The 21,608-nt window shown below is 36.9% G+C and carries 16 protein-coding genes; 6 read left to right on the top strand and 10 right to left on the bottom strand.

Annotated features, from left to right (window positions below; translation table 11 throughout):
- The first annotated feature begins 239 nt into the window (after positions 1–239).
- The 4 genes from LF887_RS13605 to LF887_RS13590 all read left to right on the top strand — a co-directional run bounded on the left by LF887_RS13605 (position 240) and on the right by LF887_RS13590 (position 4,958).
- A complete protein-coding gene (locus LF887_RS13605; RefSeq protein WP_236854753.1) occupies positions 240–1,199 on the top strand; it encodes a heme-binding domain-containing protein in 960 nt (319 codons plus the stop codon).
- Between the two features lie 3 nt (positions 1,200–1,202).
- Positions 1,203–1,676 (top strand): cytochrome P460 family protein, encoded by a 474-nt coding sequence (locus tag LF887_RS13600; RefSeq protein WP_236854752.1) that lies wholly within the window; start codon positions 1,203–1,205, stop codon positions 1,674–1,676.
- Positions 1,677–1,890: 214 nt separating this feature from the next.
- Entirely contained in the window at positions 1,891–2,457 is a 567-nt protein-coding gene (locus LF887_RS13595) for a glutathione peroxidase (protein ID WP_236854751.1), read from the top strand.
- Positions 2,458–2,780: 323 nt separating this feature from the next.
- Positions 2,781–4,958 (top strand): ATP-binding protein, encoded by a 2,178-nt coding sequence (locus tag LF887_RS13590; protein ID WP_236854750.1) that lies wholly within the window; start codon positions 2,781–2,783, stop codon positions 4,956–4,958.
- Between the two features lie 65 nt (positions 4,959–5,023).
- On the opposite strand, the gene LF887_RS13585 is transcribed toward LF887_RS13590, so the two are convergent.
- The 7 genes from LF887_RS13585 to LF887_RS13555 all read right to left on the bottom strand — a co-directional run bounded on the left by LF887_RS13585 (position 5,024) and on the right by LF887_RS13555 (position 15,224).
- Positions 5,024–6,049 (bottom strand): NAD(P)-dependent alcohol dehydrogenase, encoded by a 1,026-nt coding sequence (locus tag LF887_RS13585; protein ID WP_236854749.1) that lies wholly within the window; start codon positions 6,047–6,049, stop codon positions 5,024–5,026.
- Between the two features lie 356 nt (positions 6,050–6,405).
- Positions 6,406–8,262 carry an alkaline phosphatase family protein gene (locus LF887_RS13580; RefSeq protein WP_236854748.1) on the bottom strand — a complete coding sequence of 619 codons (1,857 nt, stop codon included), beginning with the start codon at positions 8,260–8,262 and terminating at the stop codon, positions 6,406–6,408.
- A gap of 83 nt (positions 8,263–8,345) precedes the next feature.
- The gene (locus LF887_RS13575) at positions 8,346–9,014 is read right to left on the bottom strand and encodes an HAD-IA family hydrolase (protein ID WP_236854747.1); all 669 of its coding nucleotides are present in this window, start codon (positions 9,012–9,014) and stop codon (positions 8,346–8,348) included.
- Between the two features lie 3 nt (positions 9,015–9,017).
- Positions 9,018–10,172 (bottom strand): TIGR03364 family FAD-dependent oxidoreductase, encoded by a 1,155-nt coding sequence (locus LF887_RS13570; RefSeq protein WP_236854746.1) that lies wholly within the window; start codon positions 10,170–10,172, stop codon positions 9,018–9,020.
- A gap of 18 nt (positions 10,173–10,190) precedes the next feature.
- A complete protein-coding gene (locus tag LF887_RS13565; protein ID WP_236854745.1) occupies positions 10,191–11,495 on the bottom strand; it encodes a DUF5690 family protein in 1,305 nt (434 codons plus the stop codon).
- A 3-nt stretch (positions 11,496–11,498) separates the two neighbouring features.
- A complete protein-coding gene (locus LF887_RS13560; protein ID WP_236854744.1) occupies positions 11,499–14,324 on the bottom strand; it encodes a TonB-dependent receptor in 2,826 nt (941 codons plus the stop codon).
- Positions 14,325–14,648: 324 nt separating this feature from the next.
- Positions 14,649–15,224 carry a helix-turn-helix domain-containing protein gene (locus tag LF887_RS13555; protein ID WP_236854743.1) on the bottom strand — a complete coding sequence of 192 codons (576 nt, stop codon included), beginning with the start codon at positions 15,222–15,224 and terminating at the stop codon, positions 14,649–14,651.
- Positions 15,225–15,802: 578 nt separating this feature from the next.
- Here LF887_RS13555 and LF887_RS13550 point away from each other — a divergent pair.
- Together LF887_RS13550 and pelA are read left to right on the top strand one after the other, a co-directional pair.
- Positions 15,803–16,990, top strand: a complete 1,188-nt coding sequence (locus LF887_RS13550; RefSeq protein ID WP_236854742.1) for a DUF4861 family protein — start codon at positions 15,803–15,805, stop codon at positions 16,988–16,990.
- 82 nt (positions 16,991–17,072) lie between these two features.
- Positions 17,073–18,092, top strand: a complete 1,020-nt coding sequence (gene pelA / locus LF887_RS13545) for a pectate lyase (RefSeq protein WP_236854741.1) — start codon at positions 17,073–17,075, stop codon at positions 18,090–18,092.
- Between the two features lie 497 nt (positions 18,093–18,589).
- Here the strand turns inward: pelA and LF887_RS13540 are convergent, their stop codons facing one another.
- From LF887_RS13540 to LF887_RS13530, 3 genes are all read right to left on the bottom strand, one after another.
- Entirely contained in the window at positions 18,590–19,696 is a 1,107-nt protein-coding gene (locus tag LF887_RS13540; RefSeq protein WP_236854740.1) for a polysaccharide lyase family 1 protein, read from the bottom strand.
- A gap of 250 nt (positions 19,697–19,946) precedes the next feature.
- Positions 19,947–20,288 (bottom strand): cupin domain-containing protein, encoded by a 342-nt coding sequence (locus LF887_RS13535; protein WP_236854739.1) that lies wholly within the window; start codon positions 20,286–20,288, stop codon positions 19,947–19,949.
- A gap of 30 nt (positions 20,289–20,318) precedes the next feature.
- Positions 20,319–21,053, bottom strand: a complete 735-nt coding sequence (locus tag LF887_RS13530) for a rhamnogalacturonan acetylesterase (protein ID WP_236854738.1) — start codon at positions 21,051–21,053, stop codon at positions 20,319–20,321.
- Positions 21,054–21,608: the final 555 nt, after the last annotated feature.

Below are 21,608 nucleotides of genomic sequence, written 5' to 3'. Positions count from 1 at the left end.
AATGTTTTTTATTTTTTACCCTTAAACAGGCGGTTTGTTTAAGGTAGAATGATACGATAAGTAAGTTCTTTGATAGGATTTCATTGAAAAGAAGACTGATACAGTAAGCTTGTTAATCTTTATAGATCTGTAATTTCGGAATCAGTTTTGTCTAATTCAATGTGAAATCTGTCTACTTGGTGTAGATTTTACGTAAGACATAAGGTAAAGTTGCGTAATTTCAATAAAAATTTACGGATATGGATCGTTTTTTTAAAAAGATAAAAACAAAAAATATTCTGGCCTTCGTTCTAGTTGCTTTTATAGGCATTCAGTTTTACAGACCTGAAATTACGCATAAGCCTGTTACCGGAGATATACATGTCCCCGCTGATGTAAGGGCAATATTGCAGCGTTCGTGTTTTGATTGTCATTCCAACCAGACAGATCTGAAATGGTTTGATCAGATCGCTCCTGCTTACTGGCTGGTAGCAGACCATATTAAAAAAGGAAAAGAAGGACTGAACTTTTCTGAGTGGGATAAGTTAGCCCCTCCGGCGCAAAATGCAAAATTATGGGAAGCTTTCAACCAGATCAATCTGGGAGTTATGCCTTTGAAAAGTTATGAATTATTACATCCCCAGGCTAAATTATCTGAAAAAGACATTACTGTACTGAAAAGATATGTGAGCTCGCTTGCTCCTAAACAAAAGCCGGATACCGCAAAAATTGCCGCTTATCACAAGCAGTCTCTGCAATTGAATGCTATGACCAATGAAAAGGCATCCAACGCTTCACTGCCTGTTGCATTGAATGGAATCAGCTATATTCCTGATTATAAAAACTGGAAGCCCATCAGCTCTACTGAGAGGTTCGACAATGGAACAATGAGGATCATATTCGGGAATGACATTGCTGTAAAAGCCGCAAAAGAACATAAAACAAATCCGTGGCCGCATGGAACCATACTGGCTAAGGTGGCATGGGATCAGATCATAGACAGCGAAGGGAATGTAACCACAGGAGCCTTTAAACAGATAGAATATATGATTAAGGACAGCAAGAGGTTTGCTTCCACAAAAGGATGGGGATGGGCGAGATTTGTATCTCCCAAACTTGAACCATACGGAAAAACTGCAGAATTTTCAAATGAATGTATCAACTGCCACCGTCCTATGAAAGACAATGATTTTGTATTTACATCTCCTATTAACCATTAAGCTATGAAGAATCTAATTGTTTATATGATCGTCTCTGCGTTTATGATGAGCTGCAGTTCTAAAAAAGAATATGAACCGGTTAATCAAAATGCTTCCCTTCCTGAACATTTTGATTTTAATGCCATGAATCTGCATGTGGTGACTTCTTCCATTAATCATAAAAAACAGACAATGATGACTCTGTATGGTAATACTTCAGCAATGGATGATCTGAAGGGTAATGCCACAAAGAATGAAAATAAAGAAAAAATACTTGCACTGGTTACCTGGTCACAAAAAGATGATCCTGATTGGTTTGGAGCAAAAATTCCTGATCATCTGCTATCGGTAGAGGTGATCAGAAGCACAGGAACATTTTCAGGTAATTCGGGAATCCAATATCAGAGATACGAAGGGAAAGAACTTAAAAAAGTAACAGGAGAGAGTGCAGAAAGAATCAAAATAATTCTTCAAATGAAGCCTTCTGTAATGCCCTGAGATCTATTTTCAAAAGTTTAAAGGATAAATGAAGTAATAACCCGTTAAGCTTATAAAGACGGCAAAGTATTTGTTGCTGGTTATTAGTATAAAACCTTCTTCATAAATACAATAAAGTTCTGTGTTTATGAAAAATTGAACCACGGGACAAATGAATTGTATAAATCAAAAAAAAGTTATAAAACATATAAAATCTAATTAAAATCTTTTTTCAATGAAAAAAATACTTTTTATCGGGATGATGCTTATTACCATTGTAAGTCTTTCATCATTTATTAAATCAGGAGATTCTACAGGTTCAAAACCTCCGAAGTCGATCTACGATTTTAAAGTGGAATCTATTGACGGGAAGCAAATCGACTTTTCAAAGTACAAAGGCAAATATATTCTTATTGTGAATACTGCTTCCAAATGTGGGTATACCCCTCAGTACAAAGGGCTGGAGCAGCTGTATAAAGAGTACGGTGATAAGCTTGTTATTGTTGGTTTTCCATCTGATAATTTTGCAGATCAGGAATTTCATGACAATGTGGAAATCAAATCTTTTTGCGAGAAAAATTATGGGGTGACATTTCCGCTTACTACTATGGTTAATGTAAAAGGAGCAAAAATCACTCCGGTATTTGACTATCTTACCCACAAATCTAAAAATGGAGTTTTAGATGCTGTTGTAAGCTGGAATTTTAATAAATTTCTGATCAGTCCGGATGGGAAATTACTGGAACATTTTGATTCCAAGGTGGTTCCTGAAAGTGATCAGATTACTCATTACTTCAAATAGTATTTACAGATATTGATCAGTTATCCTATATAATCCTTACCTTTAGAAGTAGGGATTTTTTATTTTTATTACATGATTATATCCAGTTTGGCCTGCAGTTGATCATTGAAATAAAAAGGGATAAGACAAATATATATCATAAGTACATTGATGATTTCGTTTAAATAAAATATTTAGATTATTGTATTCAATCATATTAGGTATTTAGATTATTGTTTAGTATTTTAGTGAATCAATTCAATATCTTTGAGACAGACTGTCTGTCAGTATCCTTAAATAATTGCTCAAAGATTTCTGAATAGTGTATGTTTAAATAAGGAACTATGCCTCAGGTTGACTGTCATGACGAGCAAATACATCTTTGCGGAAAAATCCAGTATTTTGGTTATCTTTTTGTTTTTGAAAATAATGTCTGCATTGCAGCCAGTAAGAACTCTATTGAAATTACAGAACGTTCCATTGAACAAATAATTGGACTTACAATAGACCAGCTCTTGAATTTGATGACCCCTGATAAGAGATGGAACTTCAGTGAAATTGACGTGAATATATCGATTCCGAATAACAGGTTTACAGAACATATCCGAATTGGTGTTCAGGAATATTATATAAGTATATATCAGTACAGTAAGAAACAATTTCTTGAAATAGAAATATGCAGTGATTATATTGCAAAATCGAACAACCTGAATAATTATGCCCGGGCACTTGAACACTGCAATGACCGTTGGCATATGCTTACCGAGCTGATCAAAGAAATAACAGGTTTTGACCGTGTTATGGTATACCGGTTTCTTGAGGATAATAGCGGGCAGGTGATTGCAGAGTCAAAAAATGAAGAATTACCTTCCTTTTTGTCATATAGGTATCCTGAGTTTGATGTCCCCATACAGGCACGTGAACTTTACACAAGGTTCCCTTCCCGAAATGTAGCGGACATTGATGGGAAACTGTTTGAGATCCTTGGTATTTCAGCTGATCAACTGGATCTGAGTCATTGCGGACTCAGGGCTTTTTCGCCTATGCATCTGCAGTATCTCAGGAACGCTCATGCGCGTGCCAGCGCCAGTTTTTCGATAATGATTGAGGGAAAGCTCTGGGGACTGGTAACCTGCCAGCATACTCTGCCTAAACATGTTGACCTTGGACAGAGAAATCTATGTACTTTTTTAACACAGTATGCCGTTAACTATCATCTTCTGGAACATCAGAAAGAATTGATTGATGCTTACAAAGTAATGGGAGCTGTAGAAAGAGACCTGAAGGCGGAGCTTTTAGTGCAGCATGATTTTCATGGCGTTCTGGAACAGTTTGCTCCCAAAATAATGGAGATTGTTGCTGCGGATGGAATAGTATTAATCTATGACGGAGGACTGAGCTGCATAGGAGAAACTCCGGGGCAGAAAGAAATAGAACTAATAGACGATTTTCTTTTAGATAAGGATGATGAAATCCTGTTTTCTACAAACAAGTTTATATACTCTCAACCGGATGGCAGGGATGGTCTTTATTTTCCTGGTGTAATCCGCATTAATATTCTCCCGGGAAATAAATGGTTTCTCTATCTTTTCCGAAAAGAAAGTATTGTTGAGGAAATATGGGCCGGAAAGCCTGAAAAGCTCATTGTAACAAATGAAAACAGCGGGATTTCTTATCCGGGCCCGCGCACCTCTTTTGCGAAATGGAAAGAGATGACCAAGGGTAGCGCCATCAATTGGAAAATAATCGAATTGGCATTTCTTGAAAAAATAGTGAATATTACCCAGCAGGCGATTGGGCAAAGAGGTGGCGAAATTTTCAATTTGAACAGGGAACTTATCCGTTCAAATAATGCGCTGGATACCTTTGGATATACATTGACTCATGATCTTAAAAATCCACTGGCAATGATTAAGTTGTCTGCTCAGATGATACTAAGCCGTGAGGAAGACAAAAGCAGCATGTTTTACAAGCTGGCGACCAATATTCTGGATTCGTCCCATCTCATGGCGGAAATGATGGATAAGGTTTACGACCTCTCCCAGTCAAATTATATTCATTTTGAGCTAGAGCTGATCAATCCGCAGAGTGAAATACTTGATATTCTTAAAAATTCCAAGAAACTATATAACAGCAAAAACCTTATTTTCAGCTTGGACGACACTATAGCAATTCCCGGGGAAAGAACACTGCTTTATCAGATGTTTTTAAATCTTATTGGAAATGCAGTCAAATACAGCTCCAAAAAAGAAGAACCAATGGTAGAGGTAAAGAGCTACAGGAAAGGTTTATCTGTGATCTATGAAGTCCGCGACAATGGTATTGGTATTGACCTGAATAATGGGACCAATATTTTTGATATTTTCAACAGAATGCCCAATACTGCAGAATTTGAAGGTGCAGGCATTGGCCTTTCCATTGTAAAAAGGATAGCTGACCGTTTAGGAGCTAAAGTTTCTGTAGAAAGTGAAATCAATGTCGGTACAAGTTTCCAGGTTGAATTTATCAATGTTCCTCTTTAACAGATAACAAATGCAAAAAAGCCGGAAGAGTCTAATTTCTTCCGGCTTTCAGTTTTTATGTTATACTAAGGAATAAGCACTGCCCGTCCTTTTATTTTACCATTTCTCATTCGGTCATAGACTTCATTGGCCTGGTCCAGTTTATATTTTTCAATTTCGATATGGATCTTTTTCTGTCTTGCCAATCCTACAACTTCCATAAGTTCTACTCTGGAGCCCCAGTAAGGGTTTGTCATGCTTACTCCAAACGGAAGGCCGGACATCGTGTACTGGTAATGGCCGCCGCCAAGCCCAACTATTGTAAGATCTCCATCTAAACTTACTACTTTGGTTCCCAGTTCAATTGTTGAGGTAGCTCCTACAAAATCAATAACAACTTTGGCTTTTTTAATGCCTGTGATTTTCTGAATCTGTTCTGCAGCATCTTCATCCTTAGAATTGATGGTGAATGCGGCTCCCAGCTCTTTTGCAAAAGCAAGCTTTTCATCAGTAACATCACACGCTATGATGGTGCTGGCGCTTATTTCTCTAAGAATTTGCAATGCTACATGTCCCAGTCCTCCAACGCCTATAACAACTACATACTCATCGGGTGTCAATTTAGCAATTGATCTTTTAATAGCGGAATAAGGAGTTAATGCAGCATCAGTAAGTGGGGCTGCTACCACAGGATCCAGGTCATAAATAGGAACCAGTAAGCGTGAAGACGGTACAAGCATATAGTCTGCCATACCTCCGTCCAGTCCCAATCCGCCTCCATACGCCATTTCAGATTGATGATCACAATAGTTTTCTTTAGACTGCTGACAAGGCTTGCAATGTCCGCATCCCCATGGTCCATATACCAAAACAGCGTCCCCTTTTTTATAGTCTTTTACGTCAGGTCCTGTTTCTTCTATCCAGCCTGCATTTTCATGCCCCAAAGTGAATACTGAACCTCCTACTGTTCCTTCATCAATAATGTGAAGGTCGGAATGACATACTCCGGCACCTCCAATTTTTAACAAAACTTCATCTCCTTTTGGGGTTGGCTTTTCCATATCATTAACAACACGGACATCTTTGTGTCCGAAAAAACGTACTGCTTTCATAACTTTGAGAATTTTTAATTGGTCTATTAAAAATACGAAATATTTACCCAATGGTTTTTTTGATGTTTAAGTATAGAAACCTGTGATTGGTTGTGTAAAATAACTTGATTTTGATTGTTTTGTGAAATTTTTTCCTGGTTCATTGAGATGCTTTGATAATATGATTTTTAATTAAAAATAAATAGAATATTAAAAATTTAGCAATAAAATTATTCTGTCAAAAAGCTCCACTTTAACACATCGGTTTTTATATCCTGTTAAGATTGTAAAAAAAGATGTCAGATGTGTATATACCATAAAAAAATAGTACAGACCATGAAATAATCTGTACTATACAAAAAATATAAATCTAATAATTACTTTTTAATGAATGTTTTTTGAATTCTTTTGCTTCCTTCTGTTACCACTATAAAATAAGAACCATTGGTAAGATTGGAAATATTGATCATTTCCTCATAATTTCCTGTGGATGAAGCTGCCGCTTTTGTTACAAGAACTTTTCCGGAAAAATCAATAATATGAATGTTGATTTTATTTTCAACTGATTTGAATTTTATATTAATTTCGCTGTTAGCCGGATTAGGATAGATTTTAAAATTTGATCCAGCATTGCTGCTCTGCTCGTTTACAGATAAGCTATTCAGATCACATGCCGGAATTCTGCTTGTTCCGTCTATGCCCCAGGAAGACATTACAGGAATACAAAACCAGTTCAAAACAGTAGGGAAGTGGTCTGTCTGACGCGGGGTGTCTAAATAATTCTGAATAGTAAAAACTTCTGTGGTTTGAAGGTTTCTTGTTGGTGAACCCGTTATCGATGCGTTGTTACTAAGAGGCCCGGAATCAGTGAGTGTACTGCCGGAAGTTTCATTCATTTTATAATTGGCCAGAAGCTGATTATAATAAGGATGTGAGCTGGTAACGTCCTGATTGGCATACTGAACAATAACCTCCTTAGGGAGTGCCGTTTTCCAGATCCTGACGTCTTTATAAGAAGCTGCAAGATTTACTCCGTAAGTATTCGTGCCGTCCTGATTGAAGGTAAGAGGAAGATTGGAATTGATATCTCCGATAGTGTTCATTTTCCCGAAAGTTACAGGAACTCCGTCTTCATACAGTGTGGCCAGGCCGTCACGATCAAAGCTTACAGCAATATGCTTCCACTGATTGGTATTCACTTTTCCTCCCACCAAATCCAGTCTGTTGGTTCCGTCCCCTATATTCATTTTCAAGGTCTGTCCTGAATACCCTGAAATTACAAAGCCTTTATTGGTACCGCTATTCCAGTTTTTATTACCGATCATAACGGGATCACTACTGTAGCCTGCATTAGGTTTAACCCAGAATTCAATGGTGAAATCCTGATTGGCTCCGAAATTAAAACTACTCTGAGAGGCTGGTTTAGCGTAAGTTCCCGCAGGAAAATTCAATTGATTGAAGGTCTTTGAATTCTGAATTTGTGTTTTACTGATTTGCTGTGACGAAAAAGAAGGGTTTGAGTAAATTGAAAAAATATTCCTTTCAGAAAGGTTCCCACCACCGTGAGCGTTGTCTACAGCTCCATGATCAGTGGTCACTACAACCAGCCAGTCTTCGTTATTGAAGTTACTTCTGCTCTTCATCGCGGTAAGAATTTCCCCGATATATGAGTCGGTAGTCTGCATTGCGCTAACATACTGAGGGACTGCTGAAGAGAATCCGTAAGAATGTCCCGCATGGTCCACATCGTCAAAATCTACAAAAAGGACATCCGGATTATCACTTTGTAAAGCCTGCACTGCGGCATTTTTTACTGCGAGGTCTGTACCCGAATTGGTCTTTACATCCGCATTCTGAATAATCGTATTATTAATAGGAGTCCAGTTAACCAGTGAAATAGTTCTCAGGTTTGGGTTAAAAGTCTCAATTCTTGTCATAAAATCAGGATAATTGGTAAAGTTTGGATTAGTAAAACTATTATCCTGTACATTGTGTTTGTTGTGCCATACTCCGGTCAGCATGGTACTCCAGCCATTCCCACTCCAGGTAGGTGCAGCAGTGATGGCATCCAGAGAATAAATAGCAGTAGGTAATAAACCTTTGATATTAGGGGTGTTTGAAGACATCATAACGTCTGCTCTGCATCCGTCGATCCCAATGAATAATACTTTTTTGGTTTGTGCGCTTATAAGGGCAGCAGAGAGTCCCAAAACAGAAAGAAGTTTTGTTTTCATATTAATTTTTATATTAAAAGATTGATTCCTGAAGGTTGGAATAAACTACTTACAGAAAACTCTGTAAGCAGTTTGAAAAAGAATTAAAGAAGAATTTTTTCAGCTTCTGAAATATTGTTTAAGATATAATCCGGTTGCGCAGCTTCTAGCTGTTCTCTTGTCTGTGCGCCGCTCAGTACTGCAATGGTTATTCCGCATCCTGCATTTTTACCCTCTTCAATATCGATGGCGGAATCTCCTGCTTTCATTACTTCTTTAGGATCTGTAATCCCGAATTTTGACATGGCCAGTCTGATCATTTGCGGACTTGGTCTGCTTTCAAAAACATCATCAGCAGTGATAAGGTCGTCAAAATGAACATTTTTCTGCCATGCTAATTTTGACAACAGCTGTTGAGCCACTTTTTTGGTATAACCCGTATTTAAAACTACTTTTTTATCAGCGGATTTTACTTTCTTTAAGAAACTTTCGACATTGTCAATAGGCTTCACCTCCAGTTCCTCATAGGCAAGAGCAAGATCATCCGAGAAATTTTCAAAAATAGCATCGGTATCATCGGTATTTCCGCCAATATTTTCAAGAAGGTTTCTGATGGCTTCTGCTTTTTCCATTCCGGCACAGATTTCAAGTACTTTTTCCAGGGTGACATCATACCCGTAACTGTTCACGGCTTTGGCAAGTGTTTTATATACTACATTGTCTTCATCTATCGTTGTTCCGGCCATATCCAGAACCAGTAATTGTATATTCATTTTTTAAGAAAAAATTGTATTGATATTAAATTTTGAAAAACCACCGCTTCCGGTCATTCCTTTACCACCGATTCCTGTTATGATATGAATATTCGGAGAAATATTATGCTCGAAAATATCCTTTGTTTTGCATTGGGAGTAGATTCCGAACCATCTTTTCTGAATGGCATAGGTAGGGAGATTAATGATTTTTTTAGCTTCCTGAATCATAAATTCGTCAATATCCATATTTAGATCATAGCCCAGATCGTCTGCATTTTTTGCATCAGCGTATTCGTGGGAATCGCCAATGATGACAGAGCCATCTAAAGCCTGTTTGAAGAGAATATGAATTCCGAATTTCTTTTCAAAAGAGTTGGAGTCTTCAGCTTCTTTTATTTTACGGAAAGAGGAACACTCGCTGAAAGATTCATACCTTCTGATTGAAAGTCCGGTGAGGATATTTCCGGGAAGTGAATAGATCCCCTGAGGTTTGGTCTGAAGCATCTGCAGTTTGCTTATTTCAAGATCACTCTCGTTAAATATTTCAGGATACATTGTTTTAAATTCATGGCCGCCGCATATTATTATTTTAGATGCCGTTATTTTTCTTCCGTCTGCTGTAACCGCTGTACAATGGGTATTATTTTCAAAAGTTTCTACTACAGTTGTGTTGTAAAATAAATCTAATTCTTTATGGTTTTTTAAATATTGATGAAGTTTAACAATCATCTCACTGGAGTCAACTGAGATTTCCTGAGGAAAAAACAACCCGCCTTTACAGTAGTCTGATCTTAATCCGTCAAATTTCTGAATGCATTCATTCTTAGAAAGAAGCACAGACTCATAATCATTGTTTTTGTTGATCTGAAAAAGTTCCTCAATCAGCTGAAGCTCTTCGTCATTAGAAGCGATATAAACAGAGCCGTTCTGACGAACGGTAAGATCCGTTTTAGACTGAAGATCTTTATAAATATGCAGGCTTTCTTTGCCGAAGTTCTGCCATTTGATATCCATTCCCGAAGGAACTACCTGCCCGAAGTTTCTTACGGTTGCCCCCTGCGGAACAGAATTTCTTTCCAAAACAGCAACTTTCAGGTTTTTCTGTAAAGCGTGATAGGCATGAAATGTTCCTAAAACTCCACCACCTACTACGATAAGGTCATATTGATGATTCATATTCATTTTTTTTTATTATTAAAAAGGATCGAAACTCATAATGGGAGAATTGTCGTCTTCCTTTGATTTTATTTTTGATTTTCTCTGAAAAGCCAGAAGTGCAATCACAGCAAACAACAGTACGGTTCCGGCAATGATATAATTGAGATGGATATAAAACTGAAGCCAAGACTGGCCCGCAGAACTTAAATTTTTCAGAAACAGAACAGAAACACTGCCCAGATATCCGAATGCATCAACGAAATAAATGAAAAAACCTACATTTCCTTTGATTTTAAAGGCTGCAATCATCCTGTCGAAATAAATTCCGTTGAAAGGGATGTAGCAAAGGTACATTCCAAAGCCGGAAACAGTCATCCACAGAAAAGGAGAGATAATTCCGTTTTGAAAGAAATAGGTGGATAATGCTACAGAAATGATTCCGCCAAAAAGAATGTAATGGTAATAAGCAAAGGCCTTCAGATTATTTTTAACTTTGACCATAAACCCGAGAATAAGCAGAACCATGATAGAGATTGGAACTTCTGTAAGAGTGAAAACAGCACTGTTGGTATTTCCGCTCATCTCATCCCATATTTCCCTGCTGAAATTGTCCCTGAAATCTCTTAAAACCGTAAGGCTGATGTACAAAACAGTGATGCTGATTAAAGGGATAAAGAACTTTCTAATCAACGCTTTTCTTTCCTCTTTGCTTAAAGGTATTCTTTCCTTCTTTAAAGCTTTGTCTTCTTCTGTAGGAGCAGGGGTTTTATTCAGCATAACAGCAAAAATAATCATTGGAATGATGAAGATTAACCCTGTTGTAAAAGGCATCCAGAATTCTGAAATACTGAAATGGTCCATCAAAAATTTACCTGCTGATTTTACTACTCCCGATGAAACCACGAAGCTTGAACAAAGGAATAAACCAATGATTTCCGTAGTTTTTCTTCCTTCAATATAAGAAAATACAATCCCCCAGATCATTCCCAATGGAATACCATTGATGAACATGCAGATGATATTATAAGGAGCGGGAACCATAGCAAATCCAAGTAATGCTAATTCTGCAACTCCTATAAAGCTAAAGAGGAACAGGATCCTTTTTTCAGGTTTTAATTCTGAGATAAACTTAATTCCGATAAATTTAGAAATGAAATATCCAACCGCCTGAGCAATAATGATTAAGATTTTATAGTCAAAACCGAAATATTCAAGATTACTGAATGAAGCTGCAGTAAAGGGCTTCCTGAAAGCATACATGGAGAAGTAGACCCCGAAAGCTGCGATGGCCGCTTTCAGAGTTACATTCAGGGTATTGTTTTTTAAGTGCTTGGTTTTCATCTTTTAGAAATTCAGTTTTACCCCAAGATTTCCTCTTACGCCATAGTATTCCACCTGCTCAGGTCTGTCCTGGCTTTCCCCGAAATGATAGATCAGAGGTTTATTCAGAATATTATTCACATCAGCAAAAACTGTAATATGTTTATTGATCTGGTACGAAGCTCCGAAATCGAGATTGCTGTACTTTCCGTAGTAAGAATCATAAAGATCTTCCTCCGCATATTCTACAGCAAATTTTCCCTTGTGGTTGTAAGCCAGCCTGGCATTGAATCCTTTTTTCTCAAAGAACAGCTGGATATTATAAAGCTCTTTGGCCTGATAAGGAAGCTTTACTTTTCTGCCGCTCGGTTTTTCCATTTCTGAAGTCATGAACGTGGCATTAAGCTGAGTTCCAAAATACTGTAAGAACCCCGGTAAAAAGTCAAACCTTCTGTTGATTCCCAGTTCAATTCCTCCCAGCCATGCCGCTTTTCCGTTATTGGGAGCACTGAATTGCACCCCGCCGATTCCGTTATACGTTCCGATGAAAGAATCCTGGAAAATAGGATCTGTAATCGATTTATAGAAAACACCACCGCTTAAAATCCCGACATTAGAGAAGTAGTATTCACCCATTAAGTCCAGGTTGATCGAGTAGGTGGGATTCAGGTTAGGATTCCCTCCTTTAAACTCATTATCAGCTTCTATATAAGTTCCTCCCGGTGTAAGATCTCCAAAATTGGGTCTTGAAAAAGTACGTGTTGCAGCAAATCTCAGGTTTGTTTTATCGTTAATAGCATATTTGAAATGGATCATAGGCAAAACAGCAAGATATTCTTTGGTGTTTTCAACCGGAGTAAGAACATCATCTATTACGCTGTACCCTTTTACTTTGGTATGGGTGTTGGAGAGTCTTACCCCTCCCAGAATGGTCATTTTATCATTAATTCTGTATGTTCCCATTCCATAAGCATCAAAGTGCTTCTCAAAAACATCGAAATTTCTTCCTAGTGCCTTGTTATATTCCAGCGCTTCAGAATCTGTTTTGTTGATGGTAAGATTTCCCTGATTCTGGAACCAAAACTGATTCATCCCGCCCGTAGTTAATACCGGACCAAACGTATTTCCGATATGAGCATTCATTTCACTTAGATATTGAGGCCCTCTGGGCTGCGTTGTGATATACTGTGCAAAATCAGAAAGTAAAGGCGCTGTTCCACTGCTCCAATTGTAAAAAATGTCTGAAAATCTTGCATTTCTTTCCTTGTCGCGGTATTTAAACCCATATTTTAAGGTAAGCTGATCAGAAACATTGATTTCATGATTGAAACCTGCCACGATTTTATCTTTTTCCTGAACGTAGACCTTGTAGAATTCAAGATCGGTAAATCTCATTTGGGAAGCATCCATTTTGAAATTCGGATCACTGTAAAAACCAAATAAAGCATCCGTGTTTTTGTAATCCAGTTTTCCGCCGTCTGCTTTCCAGTAAGCTCTTGGCCCGACTCCTTTATCAGAAATGTAATCTGGATTGATTCCTACGCCATTTTGAGTATATTTAATGACATAATAAGAATTATTCTGCTTATCCGGAATATTTCCATATTTAAAAAGGTTGTTGTAGTAAGAGAGATCCCAGTCTATTTTACTTTTATTCAGCTGATGAACACCACCTAGAGAAACTGAAGTAAGCTCCGTGATCAGTAAATTATGAATATTCTGAAGCTCAACTCTTGCCGTATTATTAACACCATTGAATTTATCAAAACGTATTCTATGTTTGTAGTGCGTCTCATCATCAGACAGAGTTCCGTACATTCCTTTCACATAAAATGTGCTTTTGGGAGACAGAACATATTCTAATGCCACGTTGGCTCCGGTGGTTTTTCTGACCCCGTTGTAGTCTCTGAGTTCCAGTCTGAATACCCCTTCGTCACCACTTCTTCTGGCTTCAAAATTATCCGTAGACCAGTTTCTGATAAAATGTGAGAAGTTAACTAGATAACCGAATTTTTTGTCTTTAGCTCTTCCTCCGTACAAGAATCCCAGGTTGTAAATCCCTTTATCTGCTTTTGCATTATAGCCGGTTCCCACTGTACCTCTGAATTCAGTTTTCATTGGTGGTGTTTTGGTAATAAAATTAACGCCGCCTCCAATTCCGTCTGCTTCAAGATCCGGTGTAAATGATTTATTGACGTTGACGTAGGAAATGAGTTCCGTAGGGAAAAAGTCAAAAGCTGTAGCTCTGGAAGTGGTTTCTTCCTCAGCTGTCGGAAGTCTGTTCCCGTTGATGGTAGTGGAAGCCCAGAACGGCGGAAGCCCTCTTAAAGAAACGAATCTTCCTTCACCCTGATCTTTTTCGATAGAAACGCCCTGAACGCGCTGAACCGTTTCTGCTGCATTTCTGTCCGGAAGTTTTCCGATTCCGTCGGAAGCAATTACATTGGTAATATTGATGGCATTTTTCTGCATGTTTAAAGCCCTCGCTTCACTGTTTTTAAGGGTTCCGGAGACGACTATTTCTTCAATACTTTTCTGGCGCTGATACAAAACAATACTTCCAAGATCAAGATTCTGAGCCTCCGGAATTTCAATAGTCAGTTTTTTAGCCTCAAAACCAATATAACTTACTTTAAGGTTGTATTGTCCAGCCTTCAGATCACTGATACTGAATCTTCCTTCTGCATCTGTAATGATTACTTTAGAAGTTCCTTCTACGGTAACGGCTGCCCCGGGAAGAACCTGGCTGTCGTCAGACACAATTCCTGTAACAATTTGTTTCTGGGCAAAAATCCCAATCGTACAGCAGGCAAATAATGGAATAAAACTTTTTTTAACTACGCCATTCATTTTTACAAATATTAAAATTGTACCGCAAAAATATGCTTGATTTTTAATATTTATAAACTTTTGATATTAAGTAATGGTAAACAAATTATATATTTAATTTAAATAGAAATAAGTGTATTGATAGTTTTGATTGAGCTTTTATGTCTCTTAAGATGTTTGTTTTCAGTTGTTTGATTTTATTTCTGAACTGTTTTTTTTGTCCTGAATACGATAAATTAAGAAATGTGATATTAAGAAACTGTTATTTATTTGTTAAATAGCAAAAATAAAAGTTTACTAATAGTAAACTTTTTGATCAATTTTTGCGTTTTTGAAAATCCAGGATCAGGCTTTTTCAGAATAAAGATACAATACCAGCATAAGGCATGATTCTTCTGAAATACTCTCAGGAACGTGAGGGTGTCTTCCGTTGAAATACAGGGCATCGCCCTCAGATAAGATGATCTCTTCCTGATCTATGATGTATTTTACTTTTCCTTTTAAAATATATTTAAATTCCCAGGCATCGGTAATTACTTTTTCTCTTTTAGAATTAGGCTCTAAAGTCAATAAGACAGCTTCAAATCCTAAAGAATTAAGACTTTTACTGAAAATATGCATGTACTTAAAGCCTTTTGCTTCCATTTCTTTTTCTATAATCTGCTGGTTTTCTTTAGGAATATATAAGAATTTTGAAGTGCTGTCTTTTTCAACACCTTCAAAAAAATAACTGGCATCAATCTCCAGTGACTGTATAAGATCCAGCAAAACAGGAAGGGAAGGAATGGTTCTTCCATTTTCGATTCTCGAAATAAGACCATTGCTTACATTGGCTCTGTTGGCCAGCTCATTAATAGTAAGATTATTTTCTTTTCTGATATCCTTGATTCTCTTGCCAATTCCTATGATAAAATCGCTCATCGTTTTTTCAATCTGATTTTGTTTACAAATAGTAATAATATAAACAAATGTAATATTATTTTGAATACTATTTTCTATGAATGAAATATTATACTTTAATTCCGGAATTTTTAGCCAGTATTTACTTTTTACTAAACCAGAATATTAAGTTTTTCTTTATTTTTGACTAAAATGACGGCAGACATTCAGGTAGATCATAGTGCACAGCAAAAAAGCCGGGAATCAAAACAACTGTCATTTTAAAGTCGAAACGGGAAAAAAGAGTATTTATACTCCCCGGAAGGGGAAAACGTATTAAAGAACCGCTTTTAGAATCTTTTTTGATGCCATGGGTGATTTTTACCGTAAGATCAGGCTACTGTCTGGCTGTAGCGTTGCCTTGTGATAACCAAGAATCTTAAATCTTCGAAATTTTGATGTTTTAATAGGATTGGTAACATTTTTGAATTTTTATAATGTCATTTATGTATTTGAGACTTATCAACGTAAAAATAAAAGTTTAAATAACTTCAGTCATCATCAATGATTTATTCCCAAATTATTTATATTTTTGGATTATTAACTCATTGAATAAAATTATGTTGATCAGAAAAAAAAGCTTTATTGGATTCAGTTGTGCAATCGGTTGCATTACTTCAGGTTTTTCCCCAGCTCAGCAATCCGTTAAGGTGACTAATCCTTTGGATTTTTCAAGAACTGAAGTGGTGACTGTTCAAGCTGCTCAGTTACAGTCATTCTTATCTAAGCACAGTGAAAAAGAGCTTAGAATCAAGGATTCAACAGGAGCATTACTTCCGGTTCAATGGATAGACTATGATGGAGACGGGATAAGTGAAGAACTACTCTTTCAGGTACATATCAATGCTAAAAAAACAAATAATTATACCATTATGGCTGATGGAAAGGCTCCGCTTCCCGAAACCACGGTTTCTACCTATTCCAGATTGGTTCCGGAGAGAGTAGATGATTATGCCTGGGAAAATGATAAAATTGCCTTCAGGGTATATGGCCCCAAAGGACAGCAGGAAGCATTACAGGGAATAAAAAGCAGCACCCTTTCAAGCGGAGTCGATATCTGGCTGAAAAGGACCGATCAATCCATTATCAACAAATGGTACAAAGGATATCTTACCGATCCGATGTATTACCACAAAGATACAAGAGGAGAAGGCTACGATCCTTATCATGTAGGAAACAGCCGCGGAACAGGAGGAATTGGAATCTGGCAGAATAATAAACTTCAGACTTCACAAAACTTTGTACACTCCAGAACTATTGCTGAAGGACCTTTAAGAACTGTTTTTGAACTCATTTATGATCCGTGGAGCGAATATGGAGTAAAGGAAGTCAAGAGAATTTCTTTGGATTTGGGCTCCAATTTTTCAAAGTTTGAATCTCATTTTGAAACTGAAAAAAATGTTCCCAATTACACCATCGGAATCACTTTACACAAAAATGAGGGCGAAACCAAACTGAATGATAAAAACCGTTATTACCTTCACTGGGAAAAAATAGATGATGCTTTTGTGGGAGAAGGAATTGTTGTAGACCCTAAAATTGTAGAAAAATCAATAGCCTACAAATCTGATGTTCCTGACGAAAGTAACCTGCTGGTCGTTACCAAACCCGAAAAAAAGTTAACCTATTACGCAGGGTTTGCATGGCAGAAAAGCGGACAAATTCAGACTCAGAAAGACTGGGAGAACATTCTTGAGAAGCAGTCCCGGATGATTGAAAAACCGTTGGTGATAAAAGTGGTAAAATGAGAGATTTTTATGGGTTTGAGAATGATCGGAAAATAAACATTCTCTCTTACAATATGGTTACTAATTTCTGAAAAATAAAAAAATGAATCTTAAAATATACACATTTGCATTAGGTTTAATGGCCGTTAATTTTTCCAGTCAGGTTAAAGATACATTAGCAGAGAAAATGATGATTTATCAGCTCCCCAATGGAGGTTGGGGGAAACAGCTTGAAGATAAGTCAACGGTGAACTATAATTTACCGCTTGATAAAAACCTTTTAAAAAAGATAAAATCTACAGGTGATGATCATGCAACGATTGATAATAATGCGACCTCCAGAGAGATCAATGGATTGATTAAAGCCTATTCAGCAACAAAGAATCCTGAATATTTGAAATCTGCGGAGAAAGGAATCGGTTACCTTCTTCTGATGCAGTATGATAACGGTGGTTTTCCTCAGTATTATCCCAATAAAGGGCTCTACAGAAAACAGGTGACTTACAACGACAATGCAATGATCAATGCCTTAACCGTTCTTTATAATACGGCAGAAGGAAAAAACAATTTTGATGTCGTTGACTCAACGCTAAAAGAAAAATCTAAAGCTGCGGTACAAAAAGGAATCGAATGTATTTTAAAAACCCAGGTTTTGCAGAAAGGAATATTTTCCATCTGGGCAGATCAGTATAATGAAATCACTTTGCAACCCGATAAAGCGAGAGCTTTTGAACCTATCTCATTAGCCACAGGAGAATCGGTAGGCGTTATCAGGTTTTTAATGTTACAGCCGGTTACACCGGAAATTGAAAAATCTATAAAATCTGCGATACAATGGTTTAGGCAGAACAAGATTGAAGGCTATAGCTACAATGTTTCCAAGCAAAACGGAAAAGCAGTAAGAGTATTGGCAAAAGATAAAAATTCGGTGATCTGGGCGAGATTTTATGATATTCACACCAACAGGCCTTTGTTCGGAGATCGTGACGGAAGTGTAAAATACAATTACAATGAAGTTTCGGAGGAGAGAAGGAATGGTTATAACTGGTTTGGAGATTTTGCAGAAAAACTTATAGCGAAAGAGTACCCGAAGTGGTTGGAAAATAATAAAATAACAGAATGATTTTTTGTTATTGGTGATGACTTATTTTATACAGTGTTCAATTTTACTGTAGATAGAATCCTCGCGCCCTTGAGCTGTTTTTAATCTGAAATATTGCATCTTTGCGATCGTCCAACTTATTTGTTTTTTGTTGGAGAATTGCTAAGGCGTAAAGATTTTTATTGTTTATATAATTTAAGGTACAGGAAAATAAAAGCTTTTCGGCTATGTTTTATCCTTGGATACACGATTTTTTATAATAGAGTTTGTATAAAAGGTCTGATCTTGCAGGGTATTAATCACTGAAAATTACTATAAATATTCAATAGGAATGGGTTTTAGCCCATTCTTTCATTTTTATCCTTTTCCATTGGCTTTAGCCAAAACCTATTACTCAAAATATAATCATTCATCATATTTTTAAGCGTTTAAAATAGAAAAGAGAGCATCTCATTGCTGAGATACCCTCCTTCTTTTATTACTACTACTACTACTACTATTACTATTAAAGCCTCCTGTTAGAAAGCATCACATATATTTCCACCCAACGTTGCCCCTGCATTAGCCATTACATCCGCTTTTACGTCTGCTGCGTTAAGTTTAGCAATGCTGTATGGAGGTGTGAAGGCCGTTCCGCTTCCTGAAGTATTTCCTGTAACATTAATGAAGCTGTTTCCTGTTTGGGTTACCGCTGTAAATCCGGTCATCAAATTGATAGGCTCTTTCACATTTTCAAAAACATTTCTTTCCACCAAAATATTGGCCTGAACCCCTGCTGCAATACATTTATTGCTTACAGAACTGTTGAAATAACTGTTCAGAATATGGATTTTTCCGAATCTTACCCTAGGCATACGTTCTCTGCACCCCGGGGCCCACCAGCAACGAACAAAAGTGACGTTCAGTTTTCCGGCATCAGCGGTTGCTCCATCACTTGATCCGATAAGATTTGAGAATCTGTGGTCATCCGTTCCTCCTGAACCTCCTGGTTTTGGGGCTTTCAGATAATGGAATTTTGTGTAAGATACTGTAATATAATCGGATTTGTTTTTGATATCGAAATTTCCGTCAACACCGTCTCTGAACTCGCAGTGGTCAATCCATACATTTCGGCAGTCATCCAGAATGGCATTATCCCAGCCATCCGTGTCATAAGCTCCCGGTCCTTCAAAAATAAGGTTTCGGATGATGATATTATTACATCTTTTAATATTGATGATTCCTGAGCCATCCTTTGTCTGGTCAGTAGAAACCAATTTGGCTCCGGTTGCCCCATAAATTGTTTTTCCGGTCTGATCCTGAAATGATAAGCGTGTTGTAATAGTAATGGTTCCTGTTACTTTTATCACTTTTACAGATGTGTTTTCAATGGCAGCTTTTAGTTGGGCATAGGTAGAAACCGTTGTTTCTGCTGCAGTTCCGCCACCGGTAGTTCCGCCATTTTGAGAAGCCCATCCCGGGGCAATACAATCAGCTAAAGGGATGATCTTTTGAGCCAGTGAATTTTTAATGCTTAATTCATTTGTGGTAAGATCGTTATTAATCTCTTCATGACCACATCCGGTTAGTGCAAAAGTGGAACTTAGAGCTACTGTAAGAAAGGTAGCCTTGAACATTGTTTTCATAGTTTATATTTTGTGATTTGTTGTGATGTAAAATTATAAATTTATTATTAAATTATTTTATATTTTATTGTATTAGTATTTATATAATTATAATGTTAATTATTTTATTTAAGCAACCGATTGCATTTTATTAAATGTTTAAAGACTGGATATGAGTTGGTTTTTTATTAAAATTGTATGGATAAGAATATGAAATTTTTTAACAAAAGAATATAAAAAAACATAGAGACCAGAAGCTGTTCCTTGCATATTAAGGAATGAGAAAATCTTCTCTGAAAGGAGCAAAAGCATCAATTAATCTGCCTTCTTCAATACATTTCACTCCATGAAAAATATTGGGCTGTGCGAAAAAAACATCACCTTGCTGCAATATTTTGATTTCACCATCTACGGTAACTTCAAATTTTCCAGAAGCAACATAGGTGATCTGAGAATGAAAATGCTGATGTAAAGGTCCTGCAGCATCTTTTTCAAATTTTACAATAACCATCATTACCTGAGAATTATAGCCTGCAAGCTGTCTGGAAACGCCATTTCCTAGATCTTCCCATTCAGAATTACCATCGAAGAAAGGTTCTTTTTTAAAATTCATTTTTGTCTATTTTAGATTTTACATTTGATTTCATTTAATGTATTTTTCCAACCCTGTTTTCAGATTTTTCAAAGAATAGACTGCCAGCTTTGCAACAGATTCAGCACCCAGTTTTGATAAATGGGTATCATCATCTTTTCCTTCCGGATAATAAGGATCTTCTCCTTTTCTGTAATGAAGATGCAGTTTTTTTGATTTTTCCGGACCGTAAGATATTTCTAGCAGTTCTGTCTGTAGCTGCAAATCAACAAAAGGTACTTTAAGATCGTTGGCAACCATTCTTACCACCAGAGGATATTCTTTGTGAGTATCTACCAAAACACCGTTTTCATTGAAATTCCTCCTCACAATGGAAGTCATCAGAATGGGAACAGCCCCTTTGGCTCTCACCTCGTTCACATATCTTTCAAGATTGGCTCTATACTGAGTATAAGGATTGGTGAAACGTGCCGAATCATTAACTTTCTGATCATTATGCCCAAACTGAATGATCACAAAATCTCCTTTTTTAAGTTGGCTCATCACTTTTTCCCATCTTCCTTCTGTTCTGAAACTTTTGGAACTTCGTCCATTAGTTGCATGGTTCTGAATTTCAATTCCTGATGTAAGAAAGGGCGGAAGCATTTGTCCCCAGCCGTGTTCCGGGTTTTTTTCCGGGTTTTCTTTGTTAGCCATAGTTGAATCTCCGATCAGGAATAAAGTCGGCTTTTGTGCTGATGCCATGATGGACAGAAAGAAAAAAAGTAGGGTAAGTTTCTTATTCATTTTATTTATTTATTAAGTTCTTTTGTCTTAAAACAAAAGAACCAAAAGTTCAAGACCTGGAATCTTCCGCTAAAAATTAATTCTGTTCTCTAAAAATTCTAAAACTCGTGCGGATTGTCTGCTTGTTCTTCGGTTCATTATTGTTGCCGCACTCAGACAGTAGAATTTTTTTAACGTTCACAGAATTAATTTTTTTAACGCTCCATATTCCTATGTCGATTGTATGGAGGTCGTTATTCGATATTTGTCAACTGATCGGGTTGTATTGCTTTTATTCATTTTAATTTATTTATTAATTTCTTTTGTCTTAAAACAAAAGAACCAAAAGTTCAAGACCTGGAATCTTTCGCTAAAAAATAATTCTGTTCTCTAAAAATTCTAAAACTCTTGCGGATTGAGTGCTTGTTCTTCGTTTCATTATTGTTTTCGCACTCAGACAGTAGAATTTTTTTAACGTTCACAGAATTATTTTTTTTAACGCTCCATATTCCTATGTCGATCGGCTGTAGGTCGTTATTCGATATTTGTCAACTGATCGGGTTGTATTGCTTTTAT

It is taken from the genome of Chryseobacterium sp. MEBOG06, assembly GCF_021869765.1.
Lineage (GTDB): Bacteria > Bacteroidota > Bacteroidia > Flavobacteriales > Weeksellaceae > Chryseobacterium.
Note: the sequence above shows the minus strand (reverse complement) of the source record. Positions and strands in the feature narration are given on the sequence as shown.

Excerpts from the sequence above, each read along its gene's own strand:
- LF887_RS13605 (WP_236854753.1), top strand. The coding sequence starts at position 240 with ATGGATCGTTTTTTTAAAAAGATAAAAACAAAAAATATTCTGGCCTTC.
- LF887_RS13600 (WP_236854752.1), top strand. The coding sequence starts at position 1,203 with ATGAAGAATCTAATTGTTTATATGATCGTCTCTGCGTTTATGATGAGC.
- LF887_RS13595 (WP_236854751.1), top strand. The coding sequence starts at position 1,891 with ATGAAAAAAATACTTTTTATCGGGATGATGCTTATTACCATTGTAAGT.
- LF887_RS13590 (WP_236854750.1), top strand. The coding sequence starts at position 2,781 with ATGCCTCAGGTTGACTGTCATGACGAGCAAATACATCTTTGCGGAAAA.
- LF887_RS13585 (WP_236854749.1), bottom strand. The coding sequence starts at position 6,049 with ATGAAAGCAGTACGTTTTTTCGGACACAAAGATGTCCGTGTTGTTAAT.
- LF887_RS13580 (WP_236854748.1), bottom strand. The coding sequence starts at position 8,262 with ATGAAAACAAAACTTCTTTCTGTTTTGGGACTCTCTGCTGCCCTTATA.
- LF887_RS13575 (WP_236854747.1), bottom strand. The coding sequence starts at position 9,014 with ATGAATATACAATTACTGGTTCTGGATATGGCCGGAACAACGATAGAT.
- LF887_RS13570 (WP_236854746.1), bottom strand. The coding sequence starts at position 10,172 with ATGAATCATCAATATGACCTTATCGTAGTAGGTGGTGGAGTTTTAGGA.
- LF887_RS13565 (WP_236854745.1), bottom strand. The coding sequence starts at position 11,495 with ATGAAAACCAAGCACTTAAAAAACAATACCCTGAATGTAACTCTGAAA.
- LF887_RS13560 (WP_236854744.1), bottom strand. The coding sequence starts at position 14,324 with ATGAATGGCGTAGTTAAAAAAAGTTTTATTCCATTATTTGCCTGCTGT.
- LF887_RS13555 (WP_236854743.1), bottom strand. The coding sequence starts at position 15,224 with ATGAGCGATTTTATCATAGGAATTGGCAAGAGAATCAAGGATATCAGA.
- LF887_RS13550 (WP_236854742.1), top strand. The coding sequence starts at position 15,803 with ATGTTGATCAGAAAAAAAAGCTTTATTGGATTCAGTTGTGCAATCGGT.
- pelA (WP_236854741.1), top strand. The coding sequence starts at position 17,073 with ATGAATCTTAAAATATACACATTTGCATTAGGTTTAATGGCCGTTAAT.
- LF887_RS13540 (WP_236854740.1), bottom strand. The coding sequence starts at position 19,696 with ATGAAAACAATGTTCAAGGCTACCTTTCTTACAGTAGCTCTAAGTTCC.
- LF887_RS13535 (WP_236854739.1), bottom strand. The coding sequence starts at position 20,288 with ATGAATTTTAAAAAAGAACCTTTCTTCGATGGTAATTCTGAATGGGAA.
- LF887_RS13530 (WP_236854738.1), bottom strand. The coding sequence starts at position 21,053 with ATGAATAAGAAACTTACCCTACTTTTTTTCTTTCTGTCCATCATGGCA.